This window comes from Nocardioides luti, assembly GCF_014212315.1.
GTDB classification, from domain to species: Bacteria; Actinomycetota; Actinomycetes; order Propionibacteriales; family Nocardioidaceae; genus Nocardioides; species Nocardioides luti.
The window spans coordinates 431,748-456,924 of record NZ_JACKXE010000001.1; the positions used below are offsets into that span (position 1 = coordinate 431,748).

Sequence of the window (25,177 nt, forward strand, 5' to 3'; positions counted from 1 at the left end):
GCTAGGCGGCTTGGGTGAGAGCTTCATGAGGCAAGATTCAGCACATGGACCCCATATTCGGCTCGTCTGGTCAGGTCGTCGCTTGGTCTGAAGGCGATGAGATCCTCTCGCTGGACGGCCAATATCTAGCCTTTCTCCACACCGGCAGCATCATCGCTTACAACGGCGACGGGCATATCGGCTGGTTCGACGAGGGCGTCTTCTGGGACTCGAGTTTTCGCGCCGTAGGCATGCTCCGCGACGCGACAGCACGCCTGCCGAGACCCGGACTTGGTGGAGTGCCGGGACGACCGGGTCGAGCGGGACGTCCTGGGCGACCGGGTGTTCCTGGCACTCCCGGCCGACCCGGCAGGAGCAACGCCTGGTCATCGTCGTCTTGGTCATCGTGGCAGCCCTGAGGAACTTCGCGCGCCACCCTCGCGGCAGACTGACGCAGTCGGTGCTCTGAGAAGGCATGAGGCGGGCTTCCGGCTGGGACCTTAGAGACAGCGGGACTAACCGGGCTCAATTTGCGCCACGCCGTTAGGCCAACGCTGGGAGCTCTCGGCGCGCGCCGTAGCTGCATAATCGCGAAACCACACCTCTTGTCGGGTGCGCCCGTAACATTCGGGCCGTGCCGGTGATTCTTGAACTGATGGCGCTTAGTGTCGTGTCCTTATGGGGCGTGACTCTGGCGGCGACCGCCTTCCTGCAAAGGACAGCCGTCAAGATCTGGCTGTGGTTCCTGTCTATCGCCGGAACCCTGGCCACGGTTGCCCTGTCGGAGACCGTCCGACAGAGCGTAGCGGCCGCCTTCAACTAATTTCTGCCGGATCGCTCGCTCCCGCGTTGCGAGAGATTCGCGGTGGAATGACGCAGGTTCCTGCAGCAGTCACTGGGTCGGCTCCCTCGGACGCCGGAAGGCAAACCGTCGCCATGCAGGTCGACCATCTCGCGCGTGAGGCACGTGCGGCGTTAGCAGCCTTCTATAACGCTCTCCACCTCAACCGTTGCGCGGCTCATCTCAGACGGTTCTGGTCCTTGCCCAGTGTCTTGGCTTCCCTGACCACAGGCGACCGCGCTTATCCGTCGACCCGCGCCAGGAGATCCGGGCTTATTGACGATCACGATCGATAATGAGCCATGAGTACGTCGACAACAGGCGCTTCACTGTCCGCGCTTCAGCTAGCCCCCTATGCGTCTGTGCTCGTCTTGATGTGTGACGACCCCGATCCTCGGATCTACTTCGACGCACTGTGTAGGCAGGCAAGGATTCTCAAGGCAAAGGGCCGAGGCGGTCGCGAAGTCACAATCATGGCCAGCGGTCTGGAAGACGCGGACGAGGTGCTACGCGGACGAAGCGCGGGCGACATGACGATCGCTGCCGACGCATTCGCCGCTCGCACCATCAAGTTGCCCACGTGGGCAAAGGACGGCTTCTCAGACGTGGTCCACGACCTCTTCTTCGCCTACCTTCATGGTCGATTGATCGCTGTTCACTGTGACGGCTCCCTAGCGAAAGCGATCCTGGGCTGGATCGATCGCCCGCCTCGGCCCCCGCTGCGGCGCGTGGACGCCGGGGTTCTGAACGAAGCACTGTTGTCGGGCGAAGCAAAGGGTTTGTGGCTGCGTGGAACGCATGTCCGCCGTTCCACGAAGGCCGATGCGAAAACACTGTCGGGCACCGATCTCGGTGCTGCCCTTGATCCTGTACAGGACGCGACCTATTCAATGGGCTCTGCCAAGGCCAACATCCGCACCAACGCAGCCTTCGCGGCGCTAACTGGAATCGTCGGTGTCACCCCGCGCCGATCACGTGTCTGGTTCCGGCCAACTCAATCACTCGCAGACTTCATTGACGTGTGCACCGATCTATTGCTCGCTCTGGATGCCGTCATAGTCGCTGGCAATTCAAACGACCGCCCATTCCCCTGGCTAGCAACGGAATTGCACGCTCTACAAGGCGTGGAGCATGCCTTTGATCTCACGTGGTCGACGCCGCAGTCGCTGCCGACTCTGCAGTGGACGGACGAGATGGAGCAGGCAGCCGAAACTCTTGAACGCGCAACGATCACCGTGAACGGACGAGCCGGAACTCCTGATTTCGAACTTGAGGTGGGCCTAGACGGCCGTGTCGCTGGACGACTTGGTTGCACAGTTACGCGTCTTGACAAACAAACCGAGTTGCACTTCGGTTTTCGAGGAACGCCAACTGACGCGGGTCATGCCCGAGAGGTTCTTGACGCGTTGGAACAGACCGAGTTGCTGACGGTTCATTTCGCTAGTGGACATGCCATCACAGACAGCGCCATCTGGACGAGCCAGGTCAGCGACGCGCCGTTTCCCGCATGGGAGTGGGTTGATTTCGCTGGTTACCGCGTAAACCGCGAGAAGACAGATGTCCCTCTCGATCTCCTGCACGCGTCGATCGCTACCGGGGGCGACGACTCCTTGTTTGCTTGGGTAGTCGACCAGTTCGGGTCGGCCGGCCACTTGACGTGTGATGACGGGGCGAACGAGGTGTGCGACTTCGTGCACCTCGCAGATGACGACACTCTCAGCTTGATTCACGTTAAGGCAGCGGGCACTGACTCGCCGCTCAGAAGACCGAGCGCCGGCAAATACGAGGTGGTCGTCGGGCAAGCCACCAAGAACGTGCGGTATCTCCAAAGTCGCACGCTCGATGAAGCCCTGCGCACCCACTTTGATCGGGCAACCTGGCTGGCCGGTGTGCGACAGCCCGATCGCTCACTACTACTCGCAGCCCTCGCGGCGCGAGATCCCGCGGCTGGGTCTGCGGTGGTGATAGTGCAGCCCCATGTCACTGTGTCGGCGCGACAATCCGCCCGCACGGCACTGACCGGCGCGGACGCCACCCGGATTCGACTCTTGGAGACGATGCTCAACGCTGCCCGGGGATCTATGACCGCCGTCGGGAGTGAACTTCGGGTCATCGGGTCCAGCTAGTTGACGCACGCCGGGCCACTCGGAAGATCAGGGCTTTGAGCCTCCGTCTCAGTGGGCGGAGTTGAGGCGTCCACCAACTGCTCAGCGCTTCCTGTTGGAGCCCCGAGCGAAAAACTAGACGCCGGCGACGTAGGCGGTGAGGAAGTGGACTCCGTGGCGGTCGAGGTTTCCTCGTGCGCGGTCATAGTGCTCAGTGGTCCTGGGGTCGGCATGTCGAGCGAGGATCTATGCGTCACGGAGCGGAACGCCCGCATCTAGGGCGTTGGTGGTCGCCGCGTGACGAAGCGAATGCGGGCTGATGTGACGCGGGATGCGGGCAGCCTTCGCGACCCGGGCGACCGGTGCACGTCGCGGCGGTCGATCGGCTTGCTGGAGACAGGGCGAAGGATCAGTCGCCCGGTGATCCGCTCTCTGCGGCAGGTCTCCAGGACGCGGAGCACCGGGACGGTCAAGGGCATAGTGGCGGGCTTGTCGCCTTTGCCCACGAGGTGCAGGAGGCGGTGGCCTCGTAGGGTCTCGGCGTAGTCTTCGATGCGAACTCGCGGCTGCTTCGGAAGCTCGTAGCGCGTTTTCCCCAGCAGGTAGGCGAGGGTGCCGTGGTGAACGGTGACGGTCTGAGCGACCTGGAGGAAGCGGATCAGTTCGAGCCGGTCGAGGCCTTGGATCCGGGACTCGTCGTTGTGAACCTTCGACAGCCGTGCGTAGACGGCCGGGTCGGACGGGGCGCCCGTCGTTTACGTTAGAAGTATGCCAGCGCTTGAGGAACTACTGACCGCAATGGATCGCACCTCGGCAAACCTCGCCAAACTCGACACGATCTTGCAACTGGCCACTCCGCACTTCCCATCCGGACCTTCCGCCGGCTCTAACCGGGACTACGACAATCTGCGGCGGAACTGGTCAGAAATCCTGTCCGAGTTGCCTCCGATTGACGGCTACCGTCTCGAGGAGCAGCTCCCCGATATCGATGAAGTCGGCCGCAACTTCATCGATTACGCCGACATCGGCGAGCCTCCTTTCGGTGCATGGGAGCAGCTCGAGGCTCCAGGACGCGCGCTCGACGACTACAGATTCCGGCTTGGCAAAGCTCGACGTACCGCCGTGCGCGGCAGGACGGAGACGCTGGTCAGCCAGATCAACAGCGCGCTTCCCCGCGTAGTCATTGCTGTGAAACACCGAGAAGTCGGCGAGTTCTATGCCGACGATGACACGGCCATCGTCGACGAGGCCTTCCGCGAGCTTGATCGCCTGATCGGTGACGGTCCCGCGCGGAGCGGCCGCTGGTCGGATATGGCGCGCCACTTGAGTTTCAGCCAAACCCACGACTGGCGGGACATCGCCAGCTTGGACTGGCCTGATATCAGGGAGCGACTCGACGTGGCTGGAAGTGCAGAGTTCGACCCCATCGCGGTTGGAGACGTCGATCTAGGCCAAGCCGCGGCGTCCCAACCAAGTGGCGGAGTCTCGTCAGGCATCGGATGGGACCGATTGAACGCCGAAGGATTTGAGCGGATTCTGTTCGACTTGCTCCGAGGGCTTCCGGGTTACGAGAACGTCCAATGGCTTATGAAGACGAACGCGCCCGACAAGGGGCGTGACCTGTCCGTGGATCGACACATCTTCGACCCGGCTGGGCCGGTCAAGATCGACCGAACGATCGTCCAGGCGAAGCATTGGCTCGCTACGTCGATTCGTCCGAGCGATGTCCAAGACGCATTGGCCACCCTCTCGCTCTGGGAGCCACCCGCAATCAGAAGCCTCGTGATTGCGACCAGCGGCCGGTTTACCGCCGATGCAATTGGAGTCATCGAGAAGCACAACTCCGATGGCAAAGTACCGCTGATCGAGATGTGGGCGAACAGTCAATTGGAGACCCTCCTTGCCAAGCGCCCCGACATCGTGGAGGCACACGGCCTCCGAACACACTGATGTTTAGCGCCCACCTGGCGCAGCGCGGCCCAGCTGGAGGGTCACGGGAGAACGACGGCTAGTTCGCCTCCCGTACGTCGGGGTCTAGGCCCCAGTCGCAGTGGAGTGTTCGCGGCGGAATCACGCATGACGTCGCGGGCGACTAGAGAAATTTCACACGTTCGGACTCGGGTCGGCCGTCTACGAGCTTTCTGGGCCCTGCGGTGCCTCTTCAGGGTGGGGCTCGGAATCCGCCGTGAGCATTCCGGAGAGGGACGACCACGAGACGCAGCAGCAGCCACCAGGCGTAGACCGAAGTCCTGCTCCACGAGGCTCCATCGGTGAGGAGCCCGTGTCGTTTCGGAGGTTGGCTCCTTCTTGCTCGGAAGGCAGCAGCACACCGGCCGGCTAAACCCCCAGCACCAACCCACTCGTCGGCACCCCGGTGCCGGCGGTGACGAGCACGTGCTCGACGTCGGGGACGGGGTTGACGGAGGTGCCGCGGACCTGGCGGACGCCTTCGGCGATGCCGTTCATGCCGTGGATGTAGGCCTCGCCGAGCTGGCCGCCGTGGGTGTTGAGGGGCAGGCGGCCGCCGATCTCGATGGCGCCGTCGGCGATGAAGCCGGGGGCCTCGCCGCGGCCGCAGAAGCCGAGCTCCTCCAGCTGCATGAGGACGTACGGCGTGAAGTGGTCGTAGAGCACGGCCATCTGCATGTCGGCCGGGCCGAGGCCGGACTGGCGCCACAGCTCGCGGCCGACGACGCCCATCTCGGGGATGCCGATGTCCTGGCGGTAGTACGACGTCATCACGAACTGGTCGGTGCCGCTCCCCTGCGCGGCGGCGGCGACGTACGCCGGCTGCTGGGCCAGGTCGCGGGCACGCTCGGCCGACACGATGACCAGGGCGACCGCGCCGTCGCTCTCCTGGCAGCAGTCGAGCAGGTGCAGCGGCTCCACGATCATCCGTGACGCCTGGTGGTCGTCGATGGTGATCGGTTTGCCGTAGAAGAACGCGTTCGGGTTGGTCGCCGCGTGGCGCCGGTCGGCCACGGCGACGGCGCCGAAGTCGGCCGACGTGGCGCCGTACTCGTGCAGGTAGCGCTGCGCCTGCATCGCCACCGTCGCGGCCGGGGTGCCGAGGCCCATCGGGTAGGTCCACGCGTTGTCGAGGCCGTTGGTGTTGACCTGCTGCGCCGCCGCGACCGAGAACTGCCCGAAGCGGCTGCCCGAGCGCTCGTTGAAGCCGCGGTAGGCCACCACCACGTCGGCCACGCCCGTCGCCACCGCCATCGCGGCCTGCTGCACGGTCGCGCACGCTCCCCCGCCGCCGAAGTTGATCCGGCTGAAGAAGCGCAGCTCGCCGCACCCGAGCTCGCGGGCCACCGCGATCTCCGAGGACGTGTCCATCGTGAACGTCGTGACGCCGTCGACGTCCGCCGGCGTCAGCCCGCAGTCGGCCAGCGCGTGCTGGACCGCCTCGACCGACAGCTGCAGCTCGGAGCGGCCCGACTCCTTGGAGAACTCCGTCGCGCCGATGCCGACGATCGCGGCCTTCCTGCTGAGGCCGGTCATTGCGGGGCTCCGTGGTTTCGAGACGGTTGCTGCGCAACCTCCTCAACCACCGGGGGCGGGGCTCCGTGGTTTCGAGACGGTTGCTGCGCAACCTCCTCAACCACCGGGGCCGACGGTTGCTGCGCAACCTCCTCAACAACCGGGGCCGACGAGATCCGCACGGTACCGGTGACGTGGTCGCCCAGCGACACGGAGCCGCGGACGTCGAGGACCGCGACGCCGTCCTCGACGGAGGCGACGCTGCCGGTGAAGGTGAGAGTGTCGTAGGGGTACGCCGGGGCGCCGAGCCGGATCGCGATGCCGCGGATCTGGACGTCGGGTCCGGCCCAGTCGGTGACGTACCGCTCGACGAGCCCCGTCGAGGTCAGGATGTTGAGGAAGATGTCCTTCGACCCGTGCGACTGCGCCAGGTCGCGGTCGTGGTGCACGTCCTGGAAGTCCCGCGTCGCGATCGCGGTGCTCACCACGAGCGTCGGCGTGATCGGGACCTCCCAGGGCGGGAGCAGGTCTCCGGGCGTCATGCGGTCCTCCACACGGGCAGGGTCAGGTCGTCGTCGATGCGGCGGAAGTCGACCTGCACGGGCATGCCGATGCGTACGTCGTCGGGCTCGAGCCCCACGAGCTCGCCGACCATCCGGACGCCCTCCTCGAGGTCGACGAGGCCGATCAGGATCGGCAGCTCGCGTCCGGGGACGGGCGGGTGCCGGTGGACGACGTACGAGAAGACCGTCCCGCGGCCCGACGCCACCACGTGGCCGCGGTCGAGCGCGCCGCAGTCCGGGCAGGCCGGGCCGGGCGGGAAGCGGAGGTGGCCGCAGGGGTTGCAGGTCTGGATGCGGAGCTCGCCGGCGGCGGTGCCGTCCCAGAAGAACTGGGTGTCGCGGTTCTTCATGGGGCGGAGGACGAAGGTGTCCTCGGGTGGTGGTTTCGAGACAGGCGCTAGCGCGCCTTCCTCAACCACCGGGGCTTCCTCAACCACCGGGGTGGGTGGTTTCGAGACGGTTGCTAGCGCAACCTCCTCAACCACCGGGGGCGCGCCTTCCTCAACCACCGGTGCCGCCTTGGGCTTGAACTTGAGGACGCGGAACAGCATCGTCGCGACGAGCTCGTCGCCGACGTACCACCGGTTGCGGGAGGTGACGAAGTAGCCCTCGCCCATGCCGGTCTGCTTGGGGCCGACGACGGAGTCGAGGGCGGTGGTGACGCGGACCTGCTCGCCGACGCGGAGGTAGCGCTCGTAGGTCTGCTCGCAGTTCGTGCCGAGGACGGCGGTGAAGCCGGCGTCGGTGAGCACCCGCATCATCCCGTGCAGGGGGTCGTCCGCGGGCGGGCGGCCGCCGAGGCCGTACATCGTCCACACCTGGGCCATCGACGGCGGCGCCTCGCCGGTGGCCGAGGGGCCGCGGAAGCGCGGGCTGTCGAGGCCCATCGCCTCCAGCCAGCTGTTGATCGTCGGCTGGTTGACCGGGTCGCGGCCCTCGCGCTCCGCGGCCTCGCCGAGGGCCTGGATCCGCTCGGCCTCGGCCATGATCTGGTCGTGGGAGTCGCTCATCGGGGCACCTTCGGCAGCCCCAGCCCGAACATCGCGATCAGCTCGCGCTGCACCTCCGAGACACCGCCGCCGAAGGTGAGGACGAGGTTCCGCTTCGCCTGCGCGTCGAGGTAGGCCATCAGGTCGCGGGTCGCCGGGTCGGCGGGGTCGCCGTACCGGTGCAGGATGCCGGTCAGCGTCGCGGACAGGTGCTGGACCTGCTCGGAGGCGAAGACCTTCGACGACGACGCGTCGCCCACCGAGATCTCGCCGACTGCGGCCGCGCGGGCGACCTCCCAGTTCAGCAGCTCGTTCACGCGGAACGCCGCGGTCACCTCACCCATGGCGCGTACGACGTCGGGCCGCTCGAGCACACCCACGGAAGTCGCCCACGCCCGCACGCGGTCGCGCAGCCCCTCGAGACGACCGGCGGGGCCGAGCATCACGCGCTCGTGGTTGAGCTGGGTGGTGATCAGCCGCCAGCCCTGGTTCTCCTCCCCCACGAGCATGTCGACGGGGACGCGGACGTCGTTGAAGTACGTCGCGTTGACGTGGTGCGAGCCGTCCGCGGTGATGATCGGCGTCCAGGAGTAGCCGGGGTCCGAGGTGTCGACGATGAGGATCGAGATGCCCTTGTGCTTGGGGGCGTCCGGGTCGGTCCGCACCGCCAGCCAGAGGTAGTCCGCCTGGTGCCCGCCGGTCGTCCACAGCTTCTGCCCGTTGACCACGTAGTGGTCGCCGTCCTTGCGCGCGGTCGTCCGCAGCGACGCCAGGTCGGTGCCGGCGCCGGGCTCGCTGTAGCCGATCGCGAAGTGCACGTCGCCCGCGAGGATCCGCTTGAGGAACAGGTCCTTCTGCTTCTCCGTGCCGTAGCGGATCAGCGTCGGCCCGACGGTCTGCAGCGTCACCGCCGGCAGGTGCACGTCGGCGCGCTGCGCCTCGTTCGCGAAGATCGTCTGCTCGATCTCGCCGAGCCCGTGGCCGCCGTACTCCGTCGGCCAGCCGATCCCCATCCACCCGTCGTCGCCGAGCCGCCGCACCATCGCCTGGTAGGTCTCGCCGTGCCGGTCCACCCCCATCTCGCGGTGGTCGTCGTGGTCGACGAGCCCGGTGAAGTAGTCGCGCAGCGTCGCCTTCAGCTCGCGCTGCTGCGCCGTCAGCTCGAGGTTCTTCGCGGCCGGGTCCTCGACGTGCACGTCCTCGACCGAGGCACCCAGGTCGTGCGCGATGTCGGTGATCCAGGAGAAGTAGCGGTGCAGCGGGTAGGTCACGTCGACGCCCATTCCGCCGTGCAGGTGGTGGCAGGTGCGGAGGGCGGCCGGGCCCTCGGTGGCCGTCCAGTACGCCGCCACGGCGAGGTCGTCGGTCACGTCGAGCCCCGCGCCGATCCGCCACGCGGCGTTCTCGGACGCGAGCGCGATCGTCCGGGAGGCGATGTAGACGTCAGCGACCTGCTGGGCCACGGCCTGGAACTCCGCCAGCCGGCGACCGAACTGCTCGCGGCCCTTGACGTACGCCGCGGTCAGGTCGCGCGCGCCGGCGACGACGCCCGCGGCCGTCAGGCACAGGCCGACGACCGCGTGCTCGCGCAGGCTCCGCGCGGCGTCGCCCTCGAGGAGCTCGGCCGGAGCACCCTCGAGCACGACGGTGTGGGTGGTGCGGCCGCTGGACGAGCCTGACTCGTGCAGCGTCACGCCGGGGCCGGTCGGGTCGACCAGCGCGACGACGACGCGGTCGCCGTCGAGGGCCGGGACCAGCAGCCGCGCCGCGCGGTCCGCGAAGGTCACGCCCACCTTGCGCCCGCTGACCGAGCCCGCGCCGGCGTCGTACGTCGTGGAGGGGGTGTGCGGGATGCCCGCGCCGACCTCCCGGACGGCGGGCGTCAGGAGCACCGAGCCGTCGGCGACGCCGGGCAGCCAGGCGTCGCGCTGGGCCTCCGTGCCGGCGGCCGCCAGCACCAGCGCGCCGCAGCAGAGCGTCTCCCAGACCGGGAGCTGGACGGCGCGGGCGCCGGTCTCGCGCAGCAGCACGCCGACCTCGCCGAGCCCGAGCCCCTCGCCGCCCTGCGCCTGCGGGACCGCGAGCGCGAGCAGGCCGGCGGACGCGAGCGCCGCCCAGGTGGCGTCGAGGTCGTCCGTGGCCCGGTCGAGCGCCTCGGTGACGACCGCGCGCACTGCGTCGGTGGCCTCGGCGGCCTCGGCGTCCGGGACCTCGTACCCGTCCTGACCCACGCGCTTCTCCTGCCGATGTCGGGGTGCCTGACACCCAGAACTGTAACCTGTTCTAGTCTAGGGCGCATGAGCGTGTTCTCCCCGCGGGCGTTGCTGCGTCGACAGGTCTACATGCCCTGGGCCGCCATCCCGCCCGGGGAGATGGTCGAGCTGGCCGGCCGCGGGTCGACGTACGTCACCGACACCCCCGGGCCGCACCCCGACTCCCCCACGATCGTGCTGCTGCACGCGGTCGGCTGCACGGGCCTGCTGACGTGGTACCCCGCCATCAAGCCGCTCTCCCGGCGCTTCCGCGTCGTCACGATGGACCAGCGCTGGCACGGCCGCGGCATCCAGTCCGAGGAGTTCTCGCTGCGCGACTGCGCCGACGACGTCGCGGCGCTCATCGACACGCTGGGGCTGCGCGACGTGATCGTGGCGGGCTACTCGATGGGCTCGATCATCGCCCAGCGCGTCTGGCGCCAGCACCCCGACAAGATCGAGGGGCTCGTGCTCTGTGCGACCACCGACCGCTTCCGCTCGACCGGCCTCGAGCGCGCCTTCCACCAGGGCATGGAGGTCGCGATGCTCGGCACGCGCGGCTTCTCCCGCTCGCGGATCGCGGTGCGCACGGCGCGTACGGCGGCCAAGGCGCTCGACCTCGGACCCTCGGACATCCACGACTGGGCGATGCGCGAGTTCAACAGCACCAGCCCCTGGGCCGTCGGGCAGGCCGTGGCCGCGCTGGGCCGCCACCACTCGCGGCCGTGGCTGGACCGCATCGACGTGCCGACCGCGGTGGTCGTGACGCTGCGCGACAAGGTGCTGCCGCCCGACAACCAGATCGCGATCGCGCGGCGGATCCCGGGCGCGACCATCCACGACATCGACGCCGGTCACGCCGCCTGCGTGCTGCAGGCCGAGACCTTCGTGCCGGCGCTCGTCGAGGCGGCCGTCACCGTCAACGCGCGACGGCGGGACCTGCGGCGCGCCTGAGCGTCAGGCCTTGGCCGGCGTCTTCTTCGCGGGCGTCTTCTTGGCTGGGGCCTTCTTCGCGGCGGCCTTGGCGGCGGCCTTCTTGGCCGGCGGCTTCGTGGACGCACGCTTGCGGATCGGCGTGGCCGTCTCCTGCGCCAGCACGGCCTCCTTCAGCGCGGCCAGCTCGGCCGGGAAGCGCTTGACCAGGTCGTCGACCTCCGGCATCGACTCGCGGCACGCGATCAGCCCGACGTGCACCTTGCCGTTGTTCGACATCACCGTGACGTTGAGGCCGGCGCCGTGGAAGACCGGGCCGAGGGGGTAGAGCGCGAGGATCTCGGCACCCATGAAGTACAGCGGCATCGGCGGGCCAGGCACGTTGGAGATGACCAGGTTGTGGACCACCGGGTGCTTCTCGGCGAGCCGCAACCCGGCGTACGCCCGCACGGCGAGGCCGAAGGTCCGCGGCGCGGCGAACTCCGCCCAGTCCTGCAGGGTCTCCGCGCTGATCGCGCTGTGGTGGTCCTTGGCGTTGCGGTTGTTCTCGGCCATGTCCTCGAGCCGCTCGAGCGGGTCCTCGGTGTCGGTGCCGAGCTTGGCGAAGAGCGCCGAGACCTTGTTGGCGCCGCCCGAGCGCTTCGACTCCTCGCGCACGGAGACCGGCACGGTGGCGAGCAGTGAGTTCTCCGGGAGCTCGTCGCGGTCGAGCAGGTAGGACCGCAGCGCGCCGCCGGCGACGGCCAGCACCACGTCGTTCACGGTCGTGCCGGTGGCGGTCTTGATCGCGCGGATGTCCTCGAGGTCCATGTCGGCGAAGGCGATCGCGCGGTGGCCGGTGATGGTGCCGTTGAACGACGTGCGCGGCGCCGAGAACGGCGCAGCCATGGCGGTGCCCTCGCGGGCACGGCCGACGGTCTTGGTGATCAGCTGGGCCGACGGCGAGAGCAGCTTCGCGGCCAGGACCGGCCGGGTGGCGTTGCTGACGACCGCGCGGGTCAGCAGCTCGGCGCGGTGCGGCGAGCGGCCGTGGCGGGTCTTGGGGCCGAGCGAGAGCGGCTCGGCGTCGGCCTCGAGGCTGCACAGGTGCGAGATGAGGTTCGAGCCCGAGACCCCGTCGACCGTGGCGTGGTGCATCTTGGTGAACACGACGATCTTGCCGTCGTCGTACCCCTCGATGATCCACATCTCCCACAGCGGCCGCGAGCGGTCCAGCTGGAGCCCGGCGAGGTGCCCGGCCAGCTCGTTGAGCTCGGCGTACCCACCCGGCGCGGGCAACGACAGCCGGTGCACGTGCCGGTCGATGTCGAAGTGCGTGTCCTTGACCCAGATCGGGTGGTCGAGGCCGAGCGGGACCTTGCGCAGCTTGCGGGTGAACTCCGGGACGTCGCGCACGCGGCGGGCGATCTCGCTCTTGACGTCGATGAACGAGTAGCCGTTCGGCATGGTGCTCGGGTCCAGCACGATCAGGCCGCAGACGTGCAGCAGCTGCTCCGGGGTCTCCAGGTAGAGGAAGCTGGCGTCGAGTCCTGACAGGCGGTCCATGCGCACATCCTAGGGTCGGAACTGAAACATGTTCTAGTTGCTCAACGAGCGCCCGGCGTCCGCGCCACGGGTGACGACCGTCTCACCCCGTCCCTACCCCCGGGCGGTGGCTCGAACCCTCGGACGCCCACCGGTCTGATCCAGAACGTGTTCTAGAGTCGGGGCGTGTCCTTCCTGCGCCGACAGATCGTCACCGCGGTCCTCACCGCCAACGCCGTCCGACCGCTCCCGGGCTTCCGGCCCGGCCTCGCGTCGTTCTTCCCCGGCTGGATCACCAGCGAGCTCGCCCCGCACCTGCTGACGCTCACCGCAGCCGACGCGGCCGTGCACGCGCGCCGGGCGTCGGGCGGCTCCGACGTACGCCGCAGCCGGGCCGGGCTCGCCCTGGCCGCCGCCAGCGCCGCCGGGCTGACCTTCCTCATCGACCAGTCGCGCCGGGTCAAGGACAAGGCCGAGGACGCGCTCGTCGAGGGCATCGGCGTCGACTACGTCGAGCAGCTCGACGCCGCGCCCACGCCCGCCGAGCTCCGGACGCCGTGGCGCTCGCTGGTCAACCCGTTCCGGATGCGGAACAAGGACGTCGAGGTGATCAAGAACGTCGCCTATGCCCCCGAGACCGGCAAGCGCGGGCTGCTCGACATCTACCGTCCCGCCGACGGCTCCGCGTCCGGCGCGCCCGTGCTGCTCCAGGTGCACGGCGGCGGCTGGACGATCGGCAACAAGGACCAGCAGGGCATCCCGCTGATGCAACACCTCGCCGCGAAGGGCTGGGTGTGCGTGGCGATCAACTACCGCCTCTCCCCCCGCGACGCCTTCCCCGCGCACGTCGTCGACGTGAAGCGCGCGATCGCCTGGGTGAAGGAGCACGTCGCGGAGTACGGCGGCGACCCGTCGTACCTCGCCATCACCGGCGGCTCCGCGGGCGGCCACCTCTCCTCGCTCGCCGCGGTCACGGCCAACGACCCGGCGTACCAACCCGGCTTCGAGGACGCCGACACCACCGTGCAGGTCGCCGTCCCGCACTACGGCGTCTACGACTTCGCCGGCTCGACCGGGCTGAAGTCCGCCGAGCTGATGCGCGACACCTTCCTCGCGCCGAAGATCCTGCAGAAGCGCTGGACCGACTCCCCCGACGACTTCGAGGCCGCGTCGCCGGTGCTGCGGGTGACCGCCGATGCTCCCGACTTCTTCGTGCTCCACGGCGCCCACGACACCCTCGTCTCCGTCGAGCAGGCGCGGCTGTTCGTCGCGCGGCTGCGCGAGGTCTCCGAGAAGTCGGTCGTGTACGCCGAGCTCCCCGGCGCCCAGCACGCCTTCGACGTCTTCCCCTCGATCCGCTCCGCGCACATCGTGCGCGCCATCGACCGCTACCTGCACTGGCACTGGAACACCTGGCGCTCCGGCCAGGAGCCGTCCGACGAGATGGCCGAGCAGGCCGGGACGGGCGCGTCCACCAACTGAGCCCCGGTGATTGAGGCGCCTCCCGGTGGTTGAGGAAGGCGCGCTGGAGCCTGTCTCGAAACCACCCTGCGGTGGTTGAGGCGCCTCCCGGTGGTTGAGGAGGTTGCGCTGGCAACCGTCTCGAAACCACCCTGCGGTGGTTGACGCGCCTCCCGGTGGTTGAGGAGGTTGCGCTGGCAACCGTCTCGAAACCACCCCACCCCTGCCACGACCCGAGGCCGTCTGTGGTCCGGCCTCTGCCCGCCTGGACGTAGTCGCGGTGTAGGGGATTTATTGGATATGTGGTCGCCGTGGGTGCCGGGGCTACTCCTCCCTGAGGTCGCTTTCAGAGTCTCCGTGGGTGCCACTGGCCCGCTGTGGTCGTCGTTCGAAACTTTGCCCGATTATTTTACTTTCGGACTGTCAATCAGGCTCATTCTGACCCCTGGACTGTCGGTGGTCCCTGATTGACTTTCCCCATGAAGACGTTCACCGACGACGGACCGCGCCACGCGATCTCGCGTGCCGTGCGCGATGTCGGCGAACGCATCACGGACGTTGCTGAGACCCCGGTCTGGTCGATGACCGCGGATGAGGCCGGGGCCACGCTGGTGGAGCTGACCCGGCTCTCGGCGAGAGTCGCCGAGCTCGAAGCCCGCGTCGCCGTCCACGCTGCCTCCGTCGACGTCGGCTCGTCCGTCGGCGCGACCTCCACGCAAGCGTGGTGGGCAACTCAGACGCTCCAGACGCATCGGACGGCCGCGGCGAAGATCCACCTCGCCGAGGCCCTCGGCCGATGGCACGTGGTCCGCCAGGCCCTGTCCTCCGGGGCGATCCTGACCGAGCAGGCCCAAGTCATCACCCGGGCCTTGGAGGACCTCCCCGACGACGTTGACCCCGAGACCCGGGTGCTGGCGGAGAAGCACCTCGTCGACCTGGCCGCCGACCACGACGCCGCCGACCTGCGACGGCTCGGCCGCGGCCTCCTCGAGGTCATCGACCCCGCTGCCGGCGAGGACGAGGAGCGCCGCCGGCTCGAGGATGAGGAGCGCAAGGCCCGCCAGAAGATGCGGCTCACCATGAGCGACGACGGGCACGGCGCCTGCCACGGCCGCTTCACCATCCCGGCCGCCCAAGGCGCCATGCTCAAGAAGATCCTCCAAGGCATCGCGGCCCCGAAGCACCAGACCGCAGTTCATGGACCCGGAGTCGAGCGGAAGCCGAGTCCGGAGCGGATGGGTGCGGCGCTCTGCGAGCTCATCGAGCGCTACCCCACCGACCGGCTCCCCAACGCGGGTGGAGTCAACACGACGGTGGTGATCACGATGCCGCTCGAGACGCTCCTCGGTGCCGAGAAGGCCGCCACCCTCGACACCGGCGACAAGATCACCGCCAGCCAGGCGCGCCGCCTCGCCTGCGAGGCCGGCACCATCCCCGCCGTCCTCGGCGGGAAGTCCGAGGTCCTCGACCTGGGCCGGACTCGCCGCTACTTCTCCAAGGCCCAACACCTCGCCCTCGGCATCCAGCAGGGCGGTTGCACCGCCGACGGATGCGACTGGCCACCCAGCATGTGCCACGCCCACCACGACCGCTTCTGGGCCCACGGCGGCAACACCGACCTCAAAGACGGCAGACTCCTCTGCCCACGACATCACGCGCGGGCACACGACCCCACCTTCACCATGACCAAGCTCCCCGGCGGGAAGGTCGCCTTCACCCGGCGGACATAGGCCGACCCGGAGTTGCAGATCAGTAACAGCCGCAGACACCGCGGCACCATCCGGGCGACCATGCGACATGTCGCTCGCACGTCGCGCTGCCCTCAGCGCGCTCGCTCTCGCGGTGGCTGCCCTGTCCTCGTGCAGCGCCAGCGCATGCCCGGTCGCCTCTCCCGGGCTCGCCAGCAACGACTGCAGCGGTGAGATCGAGTTCGGGGACCGCGTCTACGTCATCCAGTACCTCGACCACCGCATCCCCACCGATGAGGTCCTCGAGAAGAAGCTGGTGAGGGGTCAGGCCCTGCCGTGCGACGACACCGCCGATGCCGACTGCAGCGGCGGCAGCGCATCGCGCTCCGTGCCGATCGCGGCCGTCAGGATCCGTGGGATCCCCGCGGACGAGGCACTCTTGCGGAGCAGCGACCGCTTCGGTCGCAAGGCCCTGCTGGTGCCGGCGGACACGAGCTACGCCCCGGTGATCTCGGCGCGGGTGCAGCGGCTGATCGACCGCTACCGCACGCACCCACGGCACGGCCCGTTCGCGGCTCAGGAGAGCGCGCGCAAGTAGCGCCGCGTGATCGCCCGCTGGACCAGGCGCCCGGCCGGACCGCCGGCGCGGGACAGCAGCGTCGCCGGCCGCGAGAAGGCGCGGATGTCGAGGGAGACGGTGCCGTCCGGCGCGCGTCGTACAACGAAGAGCTCCTCGCCGCGCTCCGGGTGACCGGGGAGCGTGCCGTAGGCGAAGCCGACACGGTCCGGCTCCGCCACGACGTGGACGACGCGGACCGGTGCTCGCAGCGCCAGCGGGCCGATGCCCAGGCGGAGAACGCCGGTGCCGCCCTCGGTGACGGTCGGGGCGGCCTCCTCGACGCGGATGCCGGACCGGCGCTGCACCTGCCACGCCAGGATGTCCCGCGACACCCGCTCGAAGCACGCGTCGCCGCGACCGATCACGGCGCTGCGCTCGAGGTGGTGGTAGCCGGCCGGCAAGGCCGCCAGCGTCGCGCCGACCTCGGCGTATGTGAACGTCGGCTCGGCCATGTCGCCATGATGCCCGGTCGCCGATCGTGACCTGCTCGTGACGCCGCAGGGCGCCAACCCGTGTGACGATCGGAGCGGGGTGAGCGGATCAGCACGAGGTGCGGGGCACGTACGGCGGCGGTCGTGGTCGTCGGTCTGCTCGCGCTCTCGTCCCTCACCGGGTGCGACGACGCGACGTCCGCCGAGAGCGGGCCCGTCCAAACGGCCGACACCGCCGTCGACGAGATGACCGCGCACGGCGGGCAGATCTGTCCCGCGCGGCTGCCCCGGTCGGCGACCGACGACAACAGCGTCGGGGGCGGGCCGGTCGCACCCGAGGCGCCGCGTCTCGGAGCGCCCGACGCGGCCTGGATCTGCCGCTACGAGCCCCACCTCGGCCGGCGCACACCCACCGACGGGCGCGTCGTGACGTTCCGCGCGACCGGGGACGCCCGGCCCGTCGAGGCCGAGCGCCTGCCCGACTTCGCCGCGGCGCTCGCCGGTCTGGAGACCGCCGATCCCGATAGGTCGTGCTTCGCGGACCTCGGGCCGCGCTGGATGCTGGTCTACGCGCTCGACCACGACCTCACGGGCGTGGTGATGAACGAGTACGGCTGCGGGGACGTGCGCCTGACTGACGACCCGTTCGACGTCGCGCCGGGCGATGCCACGCAGCCGGGCACGGTGGCCGGCATCCTCAGCGCACCCGAAGGGTTCCTCGCGGCCCTGAAGTCGGCGTACGCCGACGGTGCCTGACCGGGGAGCGCCCGAGGCCGGCCGTGTGGCCCACGCGGGGTCGCTCGGCTCGTAGAGTCACCACCGTGACCCGACTGATCCACCTCAACGGGCCGCCGGGGATCGGGAAGTCGACCCTGGCGCGGCGGTACGCCGGCGAGCACCCGGGGGTGCTGGCCTGCGACATCGACGTGCTGCGGACGTTCATCGGCGGCTGGGAGAACGACTTCGCCGGTGCGGGCGGGCTGGTCCGGCCGGCGGCGCTGGCGATGATCACGGCGTACCTGGCCGGGGGCCACGACGTGGTGCTCCCCCAGATGCTGGTCGACCCCGGGGAGGTCGCACGGTTCGAGGCCGCCGCGACGTCGGCCGGGGCGGAGTACGTCGAGCGGTTCCTCGTCGACTCGCCCGACGGCGCGATCGCGCGCTTCCACCGCCGCGGGGACGAGGCCGAGGCTCAGGATCCCTGGCACGCGCAGATCCGCGCGATCGTCGCCGCCGAGGGTGGGGACGACCGCCTCGCGGCCTGCCACGCCGGCCTCGAGCGCCTGCGGGCCGAGCGCCCGGGTGCGGTGGCGATCACGAGCACCGAGGGCGACGTCGACGCGACGTACGCCGCACTCCTGGCCTCGCTGACCTGACGCCGCACCGGGTTGCGGACGCCCGAGGACGGGAAATCGCAGGACAGCACGGCGTACGCCGTGACAGGTTGCGCCCATGTCGACGGAGTCCCGGGACGAGCGGATGGAACGGGCCGCCGCGACCAACGAGCTGCACCGCCCGGTGGAGGTCACCGGCGAGACCGTGGTCCGGCCAGCCACCCCGGCCTCGGCGACCGTGCACGCGTTCCTCCGCCACCTGGGCGCCCAGGGCCTGACGAGCGTGCCGGAGCCGCTGGCCCTGGACGGCGAGACCGAGACGCTGCGCTTCATCCCCGGCGACAGCGGCGGCGACGGATGGCGGCACCAGCACGACGAGCGCGGGCTGCGCTCCGCGGCCCGGCTGCTGCGCGAGCTCCACGACGCCTCGGTCGGGTGGGTGCCGCCGGACGGCGCGGTGTTCGTGCCGCCGGCCGACGACGAGCGCGACCCGGACCCGTCGTACGGCGACGAGGTCGTCTTCTGCCAGGGCGACCCGGGTCCGTGGAACTTCGTCTGGCACGACCGCGAGGCCGTCGCCCTGCTGGACTGGGACTTCCTGCACCCGGGGCGGCGGGTGGACGACGTGGCCTACGCGCTGATCTGGTTCGCCCCGCTGCGCGACGACGACGACTGCCTGGTGTGGCACCACTTCCCCGAGCTGCCGGACCGGCGGGCGCGGGTCGAGGCGTTCCTCGACGCCTACGGCTGGGCGGGCGACCTGGACGTCGCCGAGGCCGCGATCCAGCGCCGCTGGCGCACCGTTGCCACCCTGCGCGCGCTGGCCGAGGCCGGCGTCGAGCCGCAGCGCACCTGGGTCGAGGAGGGCAGCATCGGCGACGAGCTCGCCGAGATCCGCTGGATCGAGGACAACCGGCGGCTCCTGGACTGACCCGACGAATCAGCGCGGCAGCCCGAGGATCCGCTCGCCGGCGACGTTCCGCAGGATCTGGGTGGTGCCGCCGGCGATCGACAGGCACCGGGTGTTGAGCAGCTCCCACACCGCGTCGCGGACGTCGTCGGTCACCATCGCCGCTCGGTCGCCGAGGAGGGTGACGACCAGCTCGGCGCCGTCCTGCCGGTTCCGCACGCCGAGCAGCTTGGCGACGCTCGACTCCGGCCCCGGGCCCTGGCCGGCCAGCGAGCGCAGCGTCGAGCGCACCCCCAGCAGCGCACACACGGTCGAGAGGGCGACCGAGCGCCCGACGGCGACGCGCTGCGCGACGGTCAGTCCCCCGGCCGCCGCGAGCTCGACGGCGCGCTCGGTGCTCTTGGCCAGCCGACTCGTCGCCATCGCGATCCGCTCGTTGGCCAGCGTCGTGCGCGCGAGCCGCCAGCCGCCGTCGACCTCCCCCACGAGGCAGTCGTCGGGCACGAGCACGTCGTCGAGGAACACCTCGTTGAAGAGCGCCTGGCCGGTGATCTCGCGCAGGGGGCGTACGTCGATGCCCTCGGACCGCATGTCGACGAGGAAGTAGCTGATCCCCTTGTGCTGCGGCGCGTCCGGGTTCGTCCGCGCCAGGCAGATGCCCCAGTCGGCGCGGTCCGCGACCGAGGTCCACACCTTCTGGCCGGTCAGCCGCCAGCCGCCCTCCACCCGCTCGGCCCGGGTCCGCAGCGAGGCCAGGTCGGAGCCCGAGCCCGGCTCGGAGAACAGCTGGCACCACACCAGGTCGCCCCGCAGCGACGGCGTCACGAACCGCTCCCGCTGGGCGTCGGTGCCGTGCTCGAAGATCGTCGGCAGCGCCCAGCCCGCGATCACGATGTCCGGCCGCTCGACCCCGGCCCGCGCGAGCTCCTGGTCGATGACCAGCTGGGTGACCGGGTCGGCGCCCAGGCCGTACGGCGCGGGCCAGTGCGGCGTGAGGTAGCCCGTCTCCACCAAGGCCGCCCGCCGCTCCCCCTCGGGCAGCGCCGCGATCCCGTCCACCCGGGCGGCGACGTCGCCGCGGATCGCGTCGTCCCGGCCGTCGAGGTCCACCTGCAGGGTTCGTCGTACGCCGTCCGCGGCCGTGGCCGCCAGCCGCTCGGCCGCGGCGTCGGTGTCGCCGATCAGCGCGCGCAGCGCGAGCGCGCGCCGCAGGTAGAGGTGGGCGTCGTGCTCGAAGGTGAACCCGATCCCACCCAGCACCTGGATGCACGACTTGGCGACCGCCACCGCGCCGTCGAAGCAGACCGCCGCCGCGACCTCGGCGGAGAACGCCCACTGGTCGTCGTCCCCGAACGCCACCGCCGCCACGTCCCAGGCGGCCGCCGTCACGGACTCGGCGGTCTCCAGCATCTCGGCGCACAGGTGCTTGACCGCCTGGAAGCTGCCGATCTTCTGGCCGAACTGCTCGCGGACCTTGGCGTACTCCACCGCCGTCTCCAGGCACCACCGCGCGACGCCGGACGCCTCGGCCGCCGCGAGCGTCACGGCGGCACGGTGCACGAGCCGGGCGGTCAGCCCGGGCACCGGCACCAGGTCCTCCAGCGCGGCGTCGACCGTGACCGTGCCGCACCGGCGCGACAGGTCCAGCGGCGTCGCCGACGCCACCGTCACGGAGCCGGACGGCACCACGAACCACCGCTCGTCGCGCGCGGCGCCGGAGGGCGCGGCCGCGCCGAGGAGGAGGTACGGCGCCCCCGGGGCGTCCCAGACGACCTGGACGGTGCCGGTGAGCCGGTCACCGAGCACCAGCGACGGCGCCGGCCCCACGGCGACCGCGGCCCCGCTGCCGATCGCGGCGGCGATGCCGTCGGTCTCCCCGAGCAGGGACGCCGCGACCGCCGTGCCGAGGAGCGGACCGGGCACCAGCGCGGCCGCGCACGCCTCCAGCGCGACCGCGACGTCCAGCACCGATCCCCCGCCGCCGCCGGCGGCCTCGGGCAGCCCGATCGTCGCGATCCCCATCGACCCGATGCCCTTCCAGAGCGTCGCGAAGTCGGCGTCGGGGTCCTCCTCGGCCGCCCGGACCACGTCGATCCCGCCCGCGCCGGCCGCCCAGGTGCGCAGGCTGGCCGCGAGGTCGACGTGCTCGTCGGTGATGCCGATTGACACGACCCCTCCCCCGTCTTTCGGTAGTCGAGTAGGTCGCGCAGCGACCGTCCCTCAGTGCTTTCGGTAGTCGAGTAGGTCGCGCAGCGACCGTCCCCGGTGTTTTCGGTAGTCGAGTAGGTCGCGCAGCGACCGTATCGAGACTAGAACGTGTTCCAACTCTATAGGCTCACGACCGTGACGGACATGCCCGCCGACCTGCTGACCCACGCCCTGGCCGCCAAGGGCTTCATGCCCGAGGACGAGGGGCTCCTGCTGCACCGCGTGGCGCGCGAGCGGCTCCCCCACGGCCCGGTGCTGGAGGTGGGGACCTACTGCGGCAAGTCCGCGATCTACCTCGGCGCCGCCGCCCGCGAGGTCGCCAGCCCCGACGGGGTCGTCTTCACCGTCGACCACCACCGCGGCTCGGAGGAGAACCAGGCCGGCTGGGAGCACCACGACGCGACGCTCGTCGACGACGAGCTCGGCCTGATGGACACGCTGCCGGTCTTCAGGCGCACGCTCGCGCTCGCCGGGCTCGAGGACCACGTCGTGGCGGTCGTCGGCCGCAGCACCACGGTGAGCCGGCAGTGGCGCACCCCGCTGTCGATGCTGTTCATCGACGGCGGTCACGCCGAGGAGCACGCCCAGAACGACTACACCGGCTGGGCGCGCTGGCTCGCGACCGGCGCCAGCCTGGTGATCCACGACGTCTTCCCGGACCCGGCCGACGGCGGGCAGCCGCCGTACCACGTCTTCCAGCGCGCCCTGGCGAGCGGCGACTTCACCGAGGTCGAGGAGCTCGGCTCGATGCGCGTCCTACGACGTGTGCGCGGAGACGCCGGCGACCCGGTCACCTGACGCGCCCGACGGCGAGGAGCAGCCGCACTCCAGCGCCAGCTCCTGGAAGTCCGGCACCAGCGTCGCGCCGCGCATGATGTCGGAGCCGCCCGAGCCGTGCCCGAGCGCGTCGACCGCGAGGATCACCGCGGCGGCGGTGTACGTCGTGTGCTCGTGCGGCCAGTTGACCTGGTCGGGGAAGACCCAGCCGGTCCAGTACTTCCCGTCCTCGGTCCGCAGGTGCTGCACGTCGGTGAGCAGCTGCAGCGCACGCTCCCGGTCACCCGCCGCGTCCAGCGCGAGCACCAGCTCGCAGGTCTCGGCGCCGGTCACCCACGGGTTGCGGTCGACGCAGCGGATGCCGAGCCCGGGCTCGACGAAGTCGTCCCAGCGCGTCGCCAGCAGCTCGAGGGCCGCCGGTCCGCGGACGGCGCCGCCGAGAACGGGGTAGTACCAGTCCATGGAGAACTCGGACTTGTCGAGGAACAGGTCGCGGTGCTCGCGCAGCGCGTGGCCCAACCGGCCGCCGGCCAGTTCCCACTCGGGCTGCGGCTCGTCGACGAGCTCGGAGAGCGCCACGCCGGCGCGCAGCGCCTGGTAGATGCTCGACGACCCGGCGACCAGCGCGTCGGCGTTCACGGCACCCGGCTCGCCGTCGGTCCACTCCTGGGACCAGGCGATGCCGCCGAACGGCAGCTGCAGGGAGACCACCCAGTCGAGACCGGCGCGCACGGCCGGCCAGTGGCGGCGTACGAACTCCTCGTCGCGGCGGACCAGCCAGTTGTGCCAGACGCCGACGGCGAGGTACGCCGACATGTTGGTCTCGCCGCTGTGGTCCTCGATCTCGCCGGCGACGATCTTCATCGGCCAGGAGCCGTCGGGGCGCTGGGTGTCGAGGCACCACTGGAAGGCGCGGTCGGACGCCTCGACCTGGCCGCCGACGAGCAGCGCCATCGCGGCCTCGACGTGGTTCCAGACGTCGGTGTGCTCGCCGACGGTCCAGGGCACGGCGCCGCTCGGCTCCTGCATCGCGGCGATCGAGGCGGCGGTGGCCGCGACGTCGTGCACGCTGAGGAGGCCGTCGACGGCCGGGACCCAGGTCGGGAGGTCAGTGGTGGAGTCGGCCAACGATCAGGGCTTCCGGAAGTAGAGCACCATGCTCTTGCCGATGAGCGGGTCGAGCACCTTGCCGGCGACCTGGAGCGCCTTGGGCTGCTTCATGATCTCCCAGACCAGGAGCTTGTGGTACGCCTTGGCGAGCGGGTGGTCGTCGTTCCGCACACCGACAGCGCACTTGATCCACCAGTACGGCGAGTGCAGGCCGTGGGCATAGTCCTTGCCCTCGAACTCCAGCCCGGCGTTGACGACCTTGCCGATCAGCTCCTGGTCGGAGTAGATGCGGATGTGGCCGCCGGGGGTGTTGTGGTAGTCGTCGGAGAGCTTCCAGTTGACGATCTCGGGGAACCAGCGCGGCACCGAGACGGCCAGCGTGCCGCCCGGGCGGAGCACGCGGACGAGCTCCTCGATCGCCTGGATGTCGGCGGGGATGTGCTCGAGCACCTCGGCCGCCACGACGCGGTCGAACTCGCCGTCGGCGAAGGGCAGCGACAGCGCGTCGCCCTCCTTGACGTCGGCCTCGGCGCCCGCGGGCACCTCGCCGGCCTCCTTCATCGCGACGAAGAGGTCGCGCACGCCGGACAGCTCGTCGGCGTCCTGGTCGAAGGCGATCACGTCACCACCGCGGCGGTACATCTCGAACGCGTGCCGACCGGCACCGCAGCCCATGTCCAGGACCCGGTCCCCGGGGCGCAGCCCGAGCCGGTCGAAGTCAACGGTCAGCACTGGTGGTCTCTCCCTCGAATTCGGTGATCACGTTCTCGTACGCCGCCGCCGTGGCCGCGGCCACCGCACGCCAGCTGAACATCTCGTCGACGCGCTGGCGGCCGGCGCGGCCCATCTCGGCGCGGCGCTCCGGGTCGTCGAGCACGGCGGCGATCGCGTGGGTGAGCTCGGCGACGTCGCCCGGGGTGACCAGGTCGGCGCAGAGGCCGTCCGGGCCGACGACCTCGGGGATCGCGCCGGCGCGGGAGACGACCAGCGGGGTGGCGCAGGCCATCAGCTCGGCGGTCGGCAGCGAGAAGCCCTCGTAGAGCGACGGCACGCAGGCCAGCTCGGCCGAGCCCATCAGCTCCACGAGCTCGGCGTCGCTGACGCCGCTCACGAAGCGGACGGCGTCGCCGATCGAGAGCTTGTCGATGAGCTGCTCGGTCCGGCCGCCCGGCTGCGGCTTGGTGACCAGCAGCAGCTCGAGGTCGCGCTCGGTGCGGAGCTTGGCGAAGGCCTCGAGGAGCGTCGCGATGCCCTTCATCGGGGCGTCGGCGCTGGCCATCGCGATGATCCGGCCGGGGACACGCGGCTTGGTCGGGGGCTGGAAGCCGTCGTCGACGCCGAGCAGGATGACCTGCATCTTCGCGGGGTCGACCCCGAAGTCACGGGCGATGTCGCGGGCGGACGACTCCGAGGGGGTCAGGATCTTGCGGGCCTTGCGGGCGACCTTGCCCTGCATCCGCAGGAAGCCGTACCACCGGCGGACCGAGAGCTTCTTGCGCCACGGCGCGGCCTCGAGGTCGATGCGGCGGTCGAAGGTGATCGGGTGGTGCAGCGTCGTGATGAGCGGCAGGCCGAGCTTCTCGATGTCGAGCATGCCGTAACCCAGGACCTGGTTGTCGTGGACGATGTCGAAGTCGTCGACGCGCTTGCGGAGCAGCTTGAGGACGCGCGTGCTGAAGGTCTTCGGCTCCGGGAAGCCGGCCGTGCACATCGTGAGGAACTCCTCGACGTCCACCAGGTCGCGGAACTCCGACGGCTTCGGCACCCGGAACGGGTCGGGCTCGCGGTAGAGGTCCAGGCTCGGGACCTTCGTCAGCGTCACGCCGGGGTCGAGCTCCGGGTAGGGCTGGCCAGAGAACACCTCGACGGAGTGGCCGAGGTTCACCAGCTCCCGGCTCAGGTGCCGGACGTAGATGCCCTGCCCCCCGCAGTGGGGTTTGCTCCGATAGGACAGAAGGGCAATCCGCATC

The 25,177-nt window shown here is 70.2% G+C and carries 22 protein-coding genes; 12 read left to right on the forward strand and 10 right to left on the reverse strand.

The annotated features are described in order from the left end of the window. Positions 1-44 precede the first annotated feature (44 nt). The 4 genes from H5V45_RS22815 to H5V45_RS02025 all read left to right on the forward strand — a co-directional run bounded on the left by H5V45_RS22815 (position 45) and on the right by H5V45_RS02025 (position 4,875). Positions 45-398, forward strand: coding sequence for a 4-fold beta flower protein (locus H5V45_RS22815; RefSeq protein WP_425491419.1), 354 nt, complete (start codon positions 45-47; stop codon positions 396-398). 215 nt (positions 399-613) lie between these two features. Beyond that, positions 614-802 carry a hypothetical protein gene (locus tag H5V45_RS02015; protein WP_185251396.1) on the forward strand — a complete coding sequence of 63 codons (189 nt, stop codon included), beginning with the start codon at positions 614-616 and terminating at the stop codon, positions 800-802. 392 nt (positions 803-1,194) lie between these two features. Then, entirely contained in the window at positions 1,195-2,946 is a 1,752-nt protein-coding gene (locus tag H5V45_RS02020) for a hypothetical protein (protein WP_185251397.1), read from the forward strand. A 747-nt stretch (positions 2,947-3,693) separates the two neighbouring features. Further along, the gene (locus tag H5V45_RS02025) at positions 3,694-4,875 is read left to right on the forward strand and encodes a restriction endonuclease (protein ID WP_185251398.1); all 1,182 of its coding nucleotides are present in this window, start codon (positions 3,694-3,696) and stop codon (positions 4,873-4,875) included. Positions 4,876-5,262: 387 nt separating this feature from the next. On the opposite strand, the gene H5V45_RS02030 is transcribed toward H5V45_RS02025, so the two are convergent. Genes H5V45_RS02030 through H5V45_RS22180 form a run of 4 tightly spaced genes read right to left on the reverse strand, consistent with a single transcriptional unit; the run spans position 5,263 to position 10,191 of the window. Further along, positions 5,263-6,429, reverse strand: coding sequence for a lipid-transfer protein (locus H5V45_RS02030; protein ID WP_185251399.1), 1,167 nt, complete (start codon positions 6,427-6,429; stop codon positions 5,263-5,265). Further along, on the reverse strand, positions 6,426-6,950 hold the full coding sequence (locus H5V45_RS02035; protein WP_185251400.1) for a MaoC family dehydratase: 525 nt from the start codon (positions 6,948-6,950) through the stop codon (positions 6,426-6,428). Before H5V45_RS02035 ends, H5V45_RS02030 begins: the two co-directional genes overlap by 4 nt. Beyond that, positions 6,947-7,981, reverse strand: coding sequence for a bifunctional MaoC family dehydratase N-terminal/OB-fold nucleic acid binding domain-containing protein (locus tag H5V45_RS21635; RefSeq protein WP_185251401.1), 1,035 nt, complete (start codon positions 7,979-7,981; stop codon positions 6,947-6,949). The genes H5V45_RS02035 and H5V45_RS21635 overlap by 4 nt, the downstream gene beginning before the upstream one ends. Continuing rightward, positions 7,978-10,191 carry an acyl-CoA dehydrogenase family protein gene (locus tag H5V45_RS22180; protein ID WP_185251402.1) on the reverse strand — a complete coding sequence of 738 codons (2,214 nt, stop codon included), beginning with the start codon at positions 10,189-10,191 and terminating at the stop codon, positions 7,978-7,980. Before H5V45_RS22180 ends, H5V45_RS21635 begins: the two co-directional genes overlap by 4 nt. 66 nt (positions 10,192-10,257) lie before the next feature. Here H5V45_RS22180 and H5V45_RS02050 point away from each other — a divergent pair, with 66 nt between their 5' ends. Continuing rightward, on the forward strand, positions 10,258-11,166 hold the full coding sequence (locus tag H5V45_RS02050) for an alpha/beta fold hydrolase (protein ID WP_185251403.1): 909 nt from the start codon (positions 10,258-10,260) through the stop codon (positions 11,164-11,166). A gap of 3 nt (positions 11,167-11,169) precedes the next feature. Here the strand turns inward: H5V45_RS02050 and H5V45_RS02055 are convergent, their stop codons facing one another. After that, positions 11,170-12,690 carry a WS/DGAT/MGAT family O-acyltransferase gene (locus tag H5V45_RS02055; RefSeq protein WP_185251404.1) on the reverse strand — a complete coding sequence of 507 codons (1,521 nt, stop codon included), beginning with the start codon at positions 12,688-12,690 and terminating at the stop codon, positions 11,170-11,172. Positions 12,691-12,855: 165 nt separating this feature from the next. Here H5V45_RS02055 and H5V45_RS02060 point away from each other — a divergent pair, with 165 nt between their 5' ends. From H5V45_RS02060 to H5V45_RS02070, 3 genes are all read left to right on the forward strand, one after another. Further along, entirely contained in the window at positions 12,856-14,151 is a 1,296-nt protein-coding gene (locus H5V45_RS02060) for an alpha/beta hydrolase fold domain-containing protein (RefSeq protein ID WP_185251405.1), read from the forward strand. Positions 14,152-14,609: 458 nt separating this feature from the next. After that, entirely contained in the window at positions 14,610-15,860 is a 1,251-nt protein-coding gene (locus H5V45_RS02065; protein WP_185251406.1) for an HNH endonuclease signature motif containing protein, read from the forward strand. A 67-nt stretch (positions 15,861-15,927) separates the two neighbouring features. Further along, a complete protein-coding gene (locus H5V45_RS02070; RefSeq protein ID WP_185251407.1) occupies positions 15,928-16,416 on the forward strand; it encodes a hypothetical protein in 489 nt (162 codons plus the stop codon). Here H5V45_RS02070 and H5V45_RS02075 read toward each other — a convergent pair. Further along, positions 16,395-16,889, reverse strand: coding sequence for a DUF1990 domain-containing protein (locus H5V45_RS02075; RefSeq protein ID WP_185251408.1), 495 nt, complete (start codon positions 16,887-16,889; stop codon positions 16,395-16,397). The two genes, H5V45_RS02070 and H5V45_RS02075, sit on opposite strands and share 22 nt — an antisense overlap. Before the next feature lie 123 nt (positions 16,890-17,012). On the opposite strand from H5V45_RS02075, the gene H5V45_RS02080 reads away from it, so the two are divergent. The 3 genes from H5V45_RS02080 (at position 17,013) to H5V45_RS02090 (ending at position 19,133) form a co-directional block, all read left to right on the forward strand. Next, entirely contained in the window at positions 17,013-17,624 is a 612-nt protein-coding gene (locus H5V45_RS02080) for a hypothetical protein (protein WP_185251409.1), read from the forward strand. Between the two features lie 65 nt (positions 17,625-17,689). Continuing rightward, the gene (locus H5V45_RS02085; protein ID WP_185251410.1) at positions 17,690-18,244 is read left to right on the forward strand and encodes an AAA family ATPase; all 555 of its coding nucleotides are present in this window, start codon (positions 17,690-17,692) and stop codon (positions 18,242-18,244) included. Positions 18,245-18,320: 76 nt separating this feature from the next. Further along, entirely contained in the window at positions 18,321-19,133 is an 813-nt protein-coding gene (locus H5V45_RS02090) for a phosphotransferase (protein ID WP_246415834.1), read from the forward strand. A gap of 9 nt (positions 19,134-19,142) precedes the next feature. Here the strand turns inward: H5V45_RS02090 and H5V45_RS02095 are convergent, their stop codons facing one another. Continuing rightward, on the reverse strand, positions 19,143-21,281 hold the full coding sequence (locus tag H5V45_RS02095) for an acyl-CoA dehydrogenase family protein (RefSeq protein WP_185251411.1): 2,139 nt from the start codon (positions 21,279-21,281) through the stop codon (positions 19,143-19,145). A 183-nt stretch (positions 21,282-21,464) separates the two neighbouring features. On the opposite strand from H5V45_RS02095, the gene H5V45_RS02100 reads away from it, so the two are divergent. Beyond that, entirely contained in the window at positions 21,465-22,118 is a 654-nt protein-coding gene (locus H5V45_RS02100; protein ID WP_185254415.1) for a class I SAM-dependent methyltransferase, read from the forward strand. Here the strand turns inward: H5V45_RS02100 and H5V45_RS02105 are convergent. The 3 genes from H5V45_RS02105 to H5V45_RS02115 are packed head-to-tail and all read right to left on the reverse strand — an operon-like array spanning position 22,077 to position 25,176. Continuing rightward, on the reverse strand, positions 22,077-23,225 hold the full coding sequence (locus H5V45_RS02105) for a glucosidase family protein (protein ID WP_185251412.1): 1,149 nt from the start codon (positions 23,223-23,225) through the stop codon (positions 22,077-22,079). The two genes, H5V45_RS02100 and H5V45_RS02105, sit on opposite strands and share 42 nt — an antisense overlap. Positions 23,226-23,228: 3 nt before the next feature. Further along, on the reverse strand, positions 23,229-23,939 hold the full coding sequence (locus H5V45_RS02110) for a methyltransferase domain-containing protein (RefSeq protein ID WP_185251413.1): 711 nt from the start codon (positions 23,937-23,939) through the stop codon (positions 23,229-23,231). Continuing rightward, positions 23,926-25,176 (reverse strand): glycosyltransferase family 4 protein, encoded by a 1,251-nt coding sequence (locus H5V45_RS02115; protein WP_185251414.1) that lies wholly within the window; start codon positions 25,174-25,176, stop codon positions 23,926-23,928. Before H5V45_RS02115 ends, H5V45_RS02110 begins: the two co-directional genes overlap by 14 nt. Position 25,177: the final 1 nt, after the last annotated feature.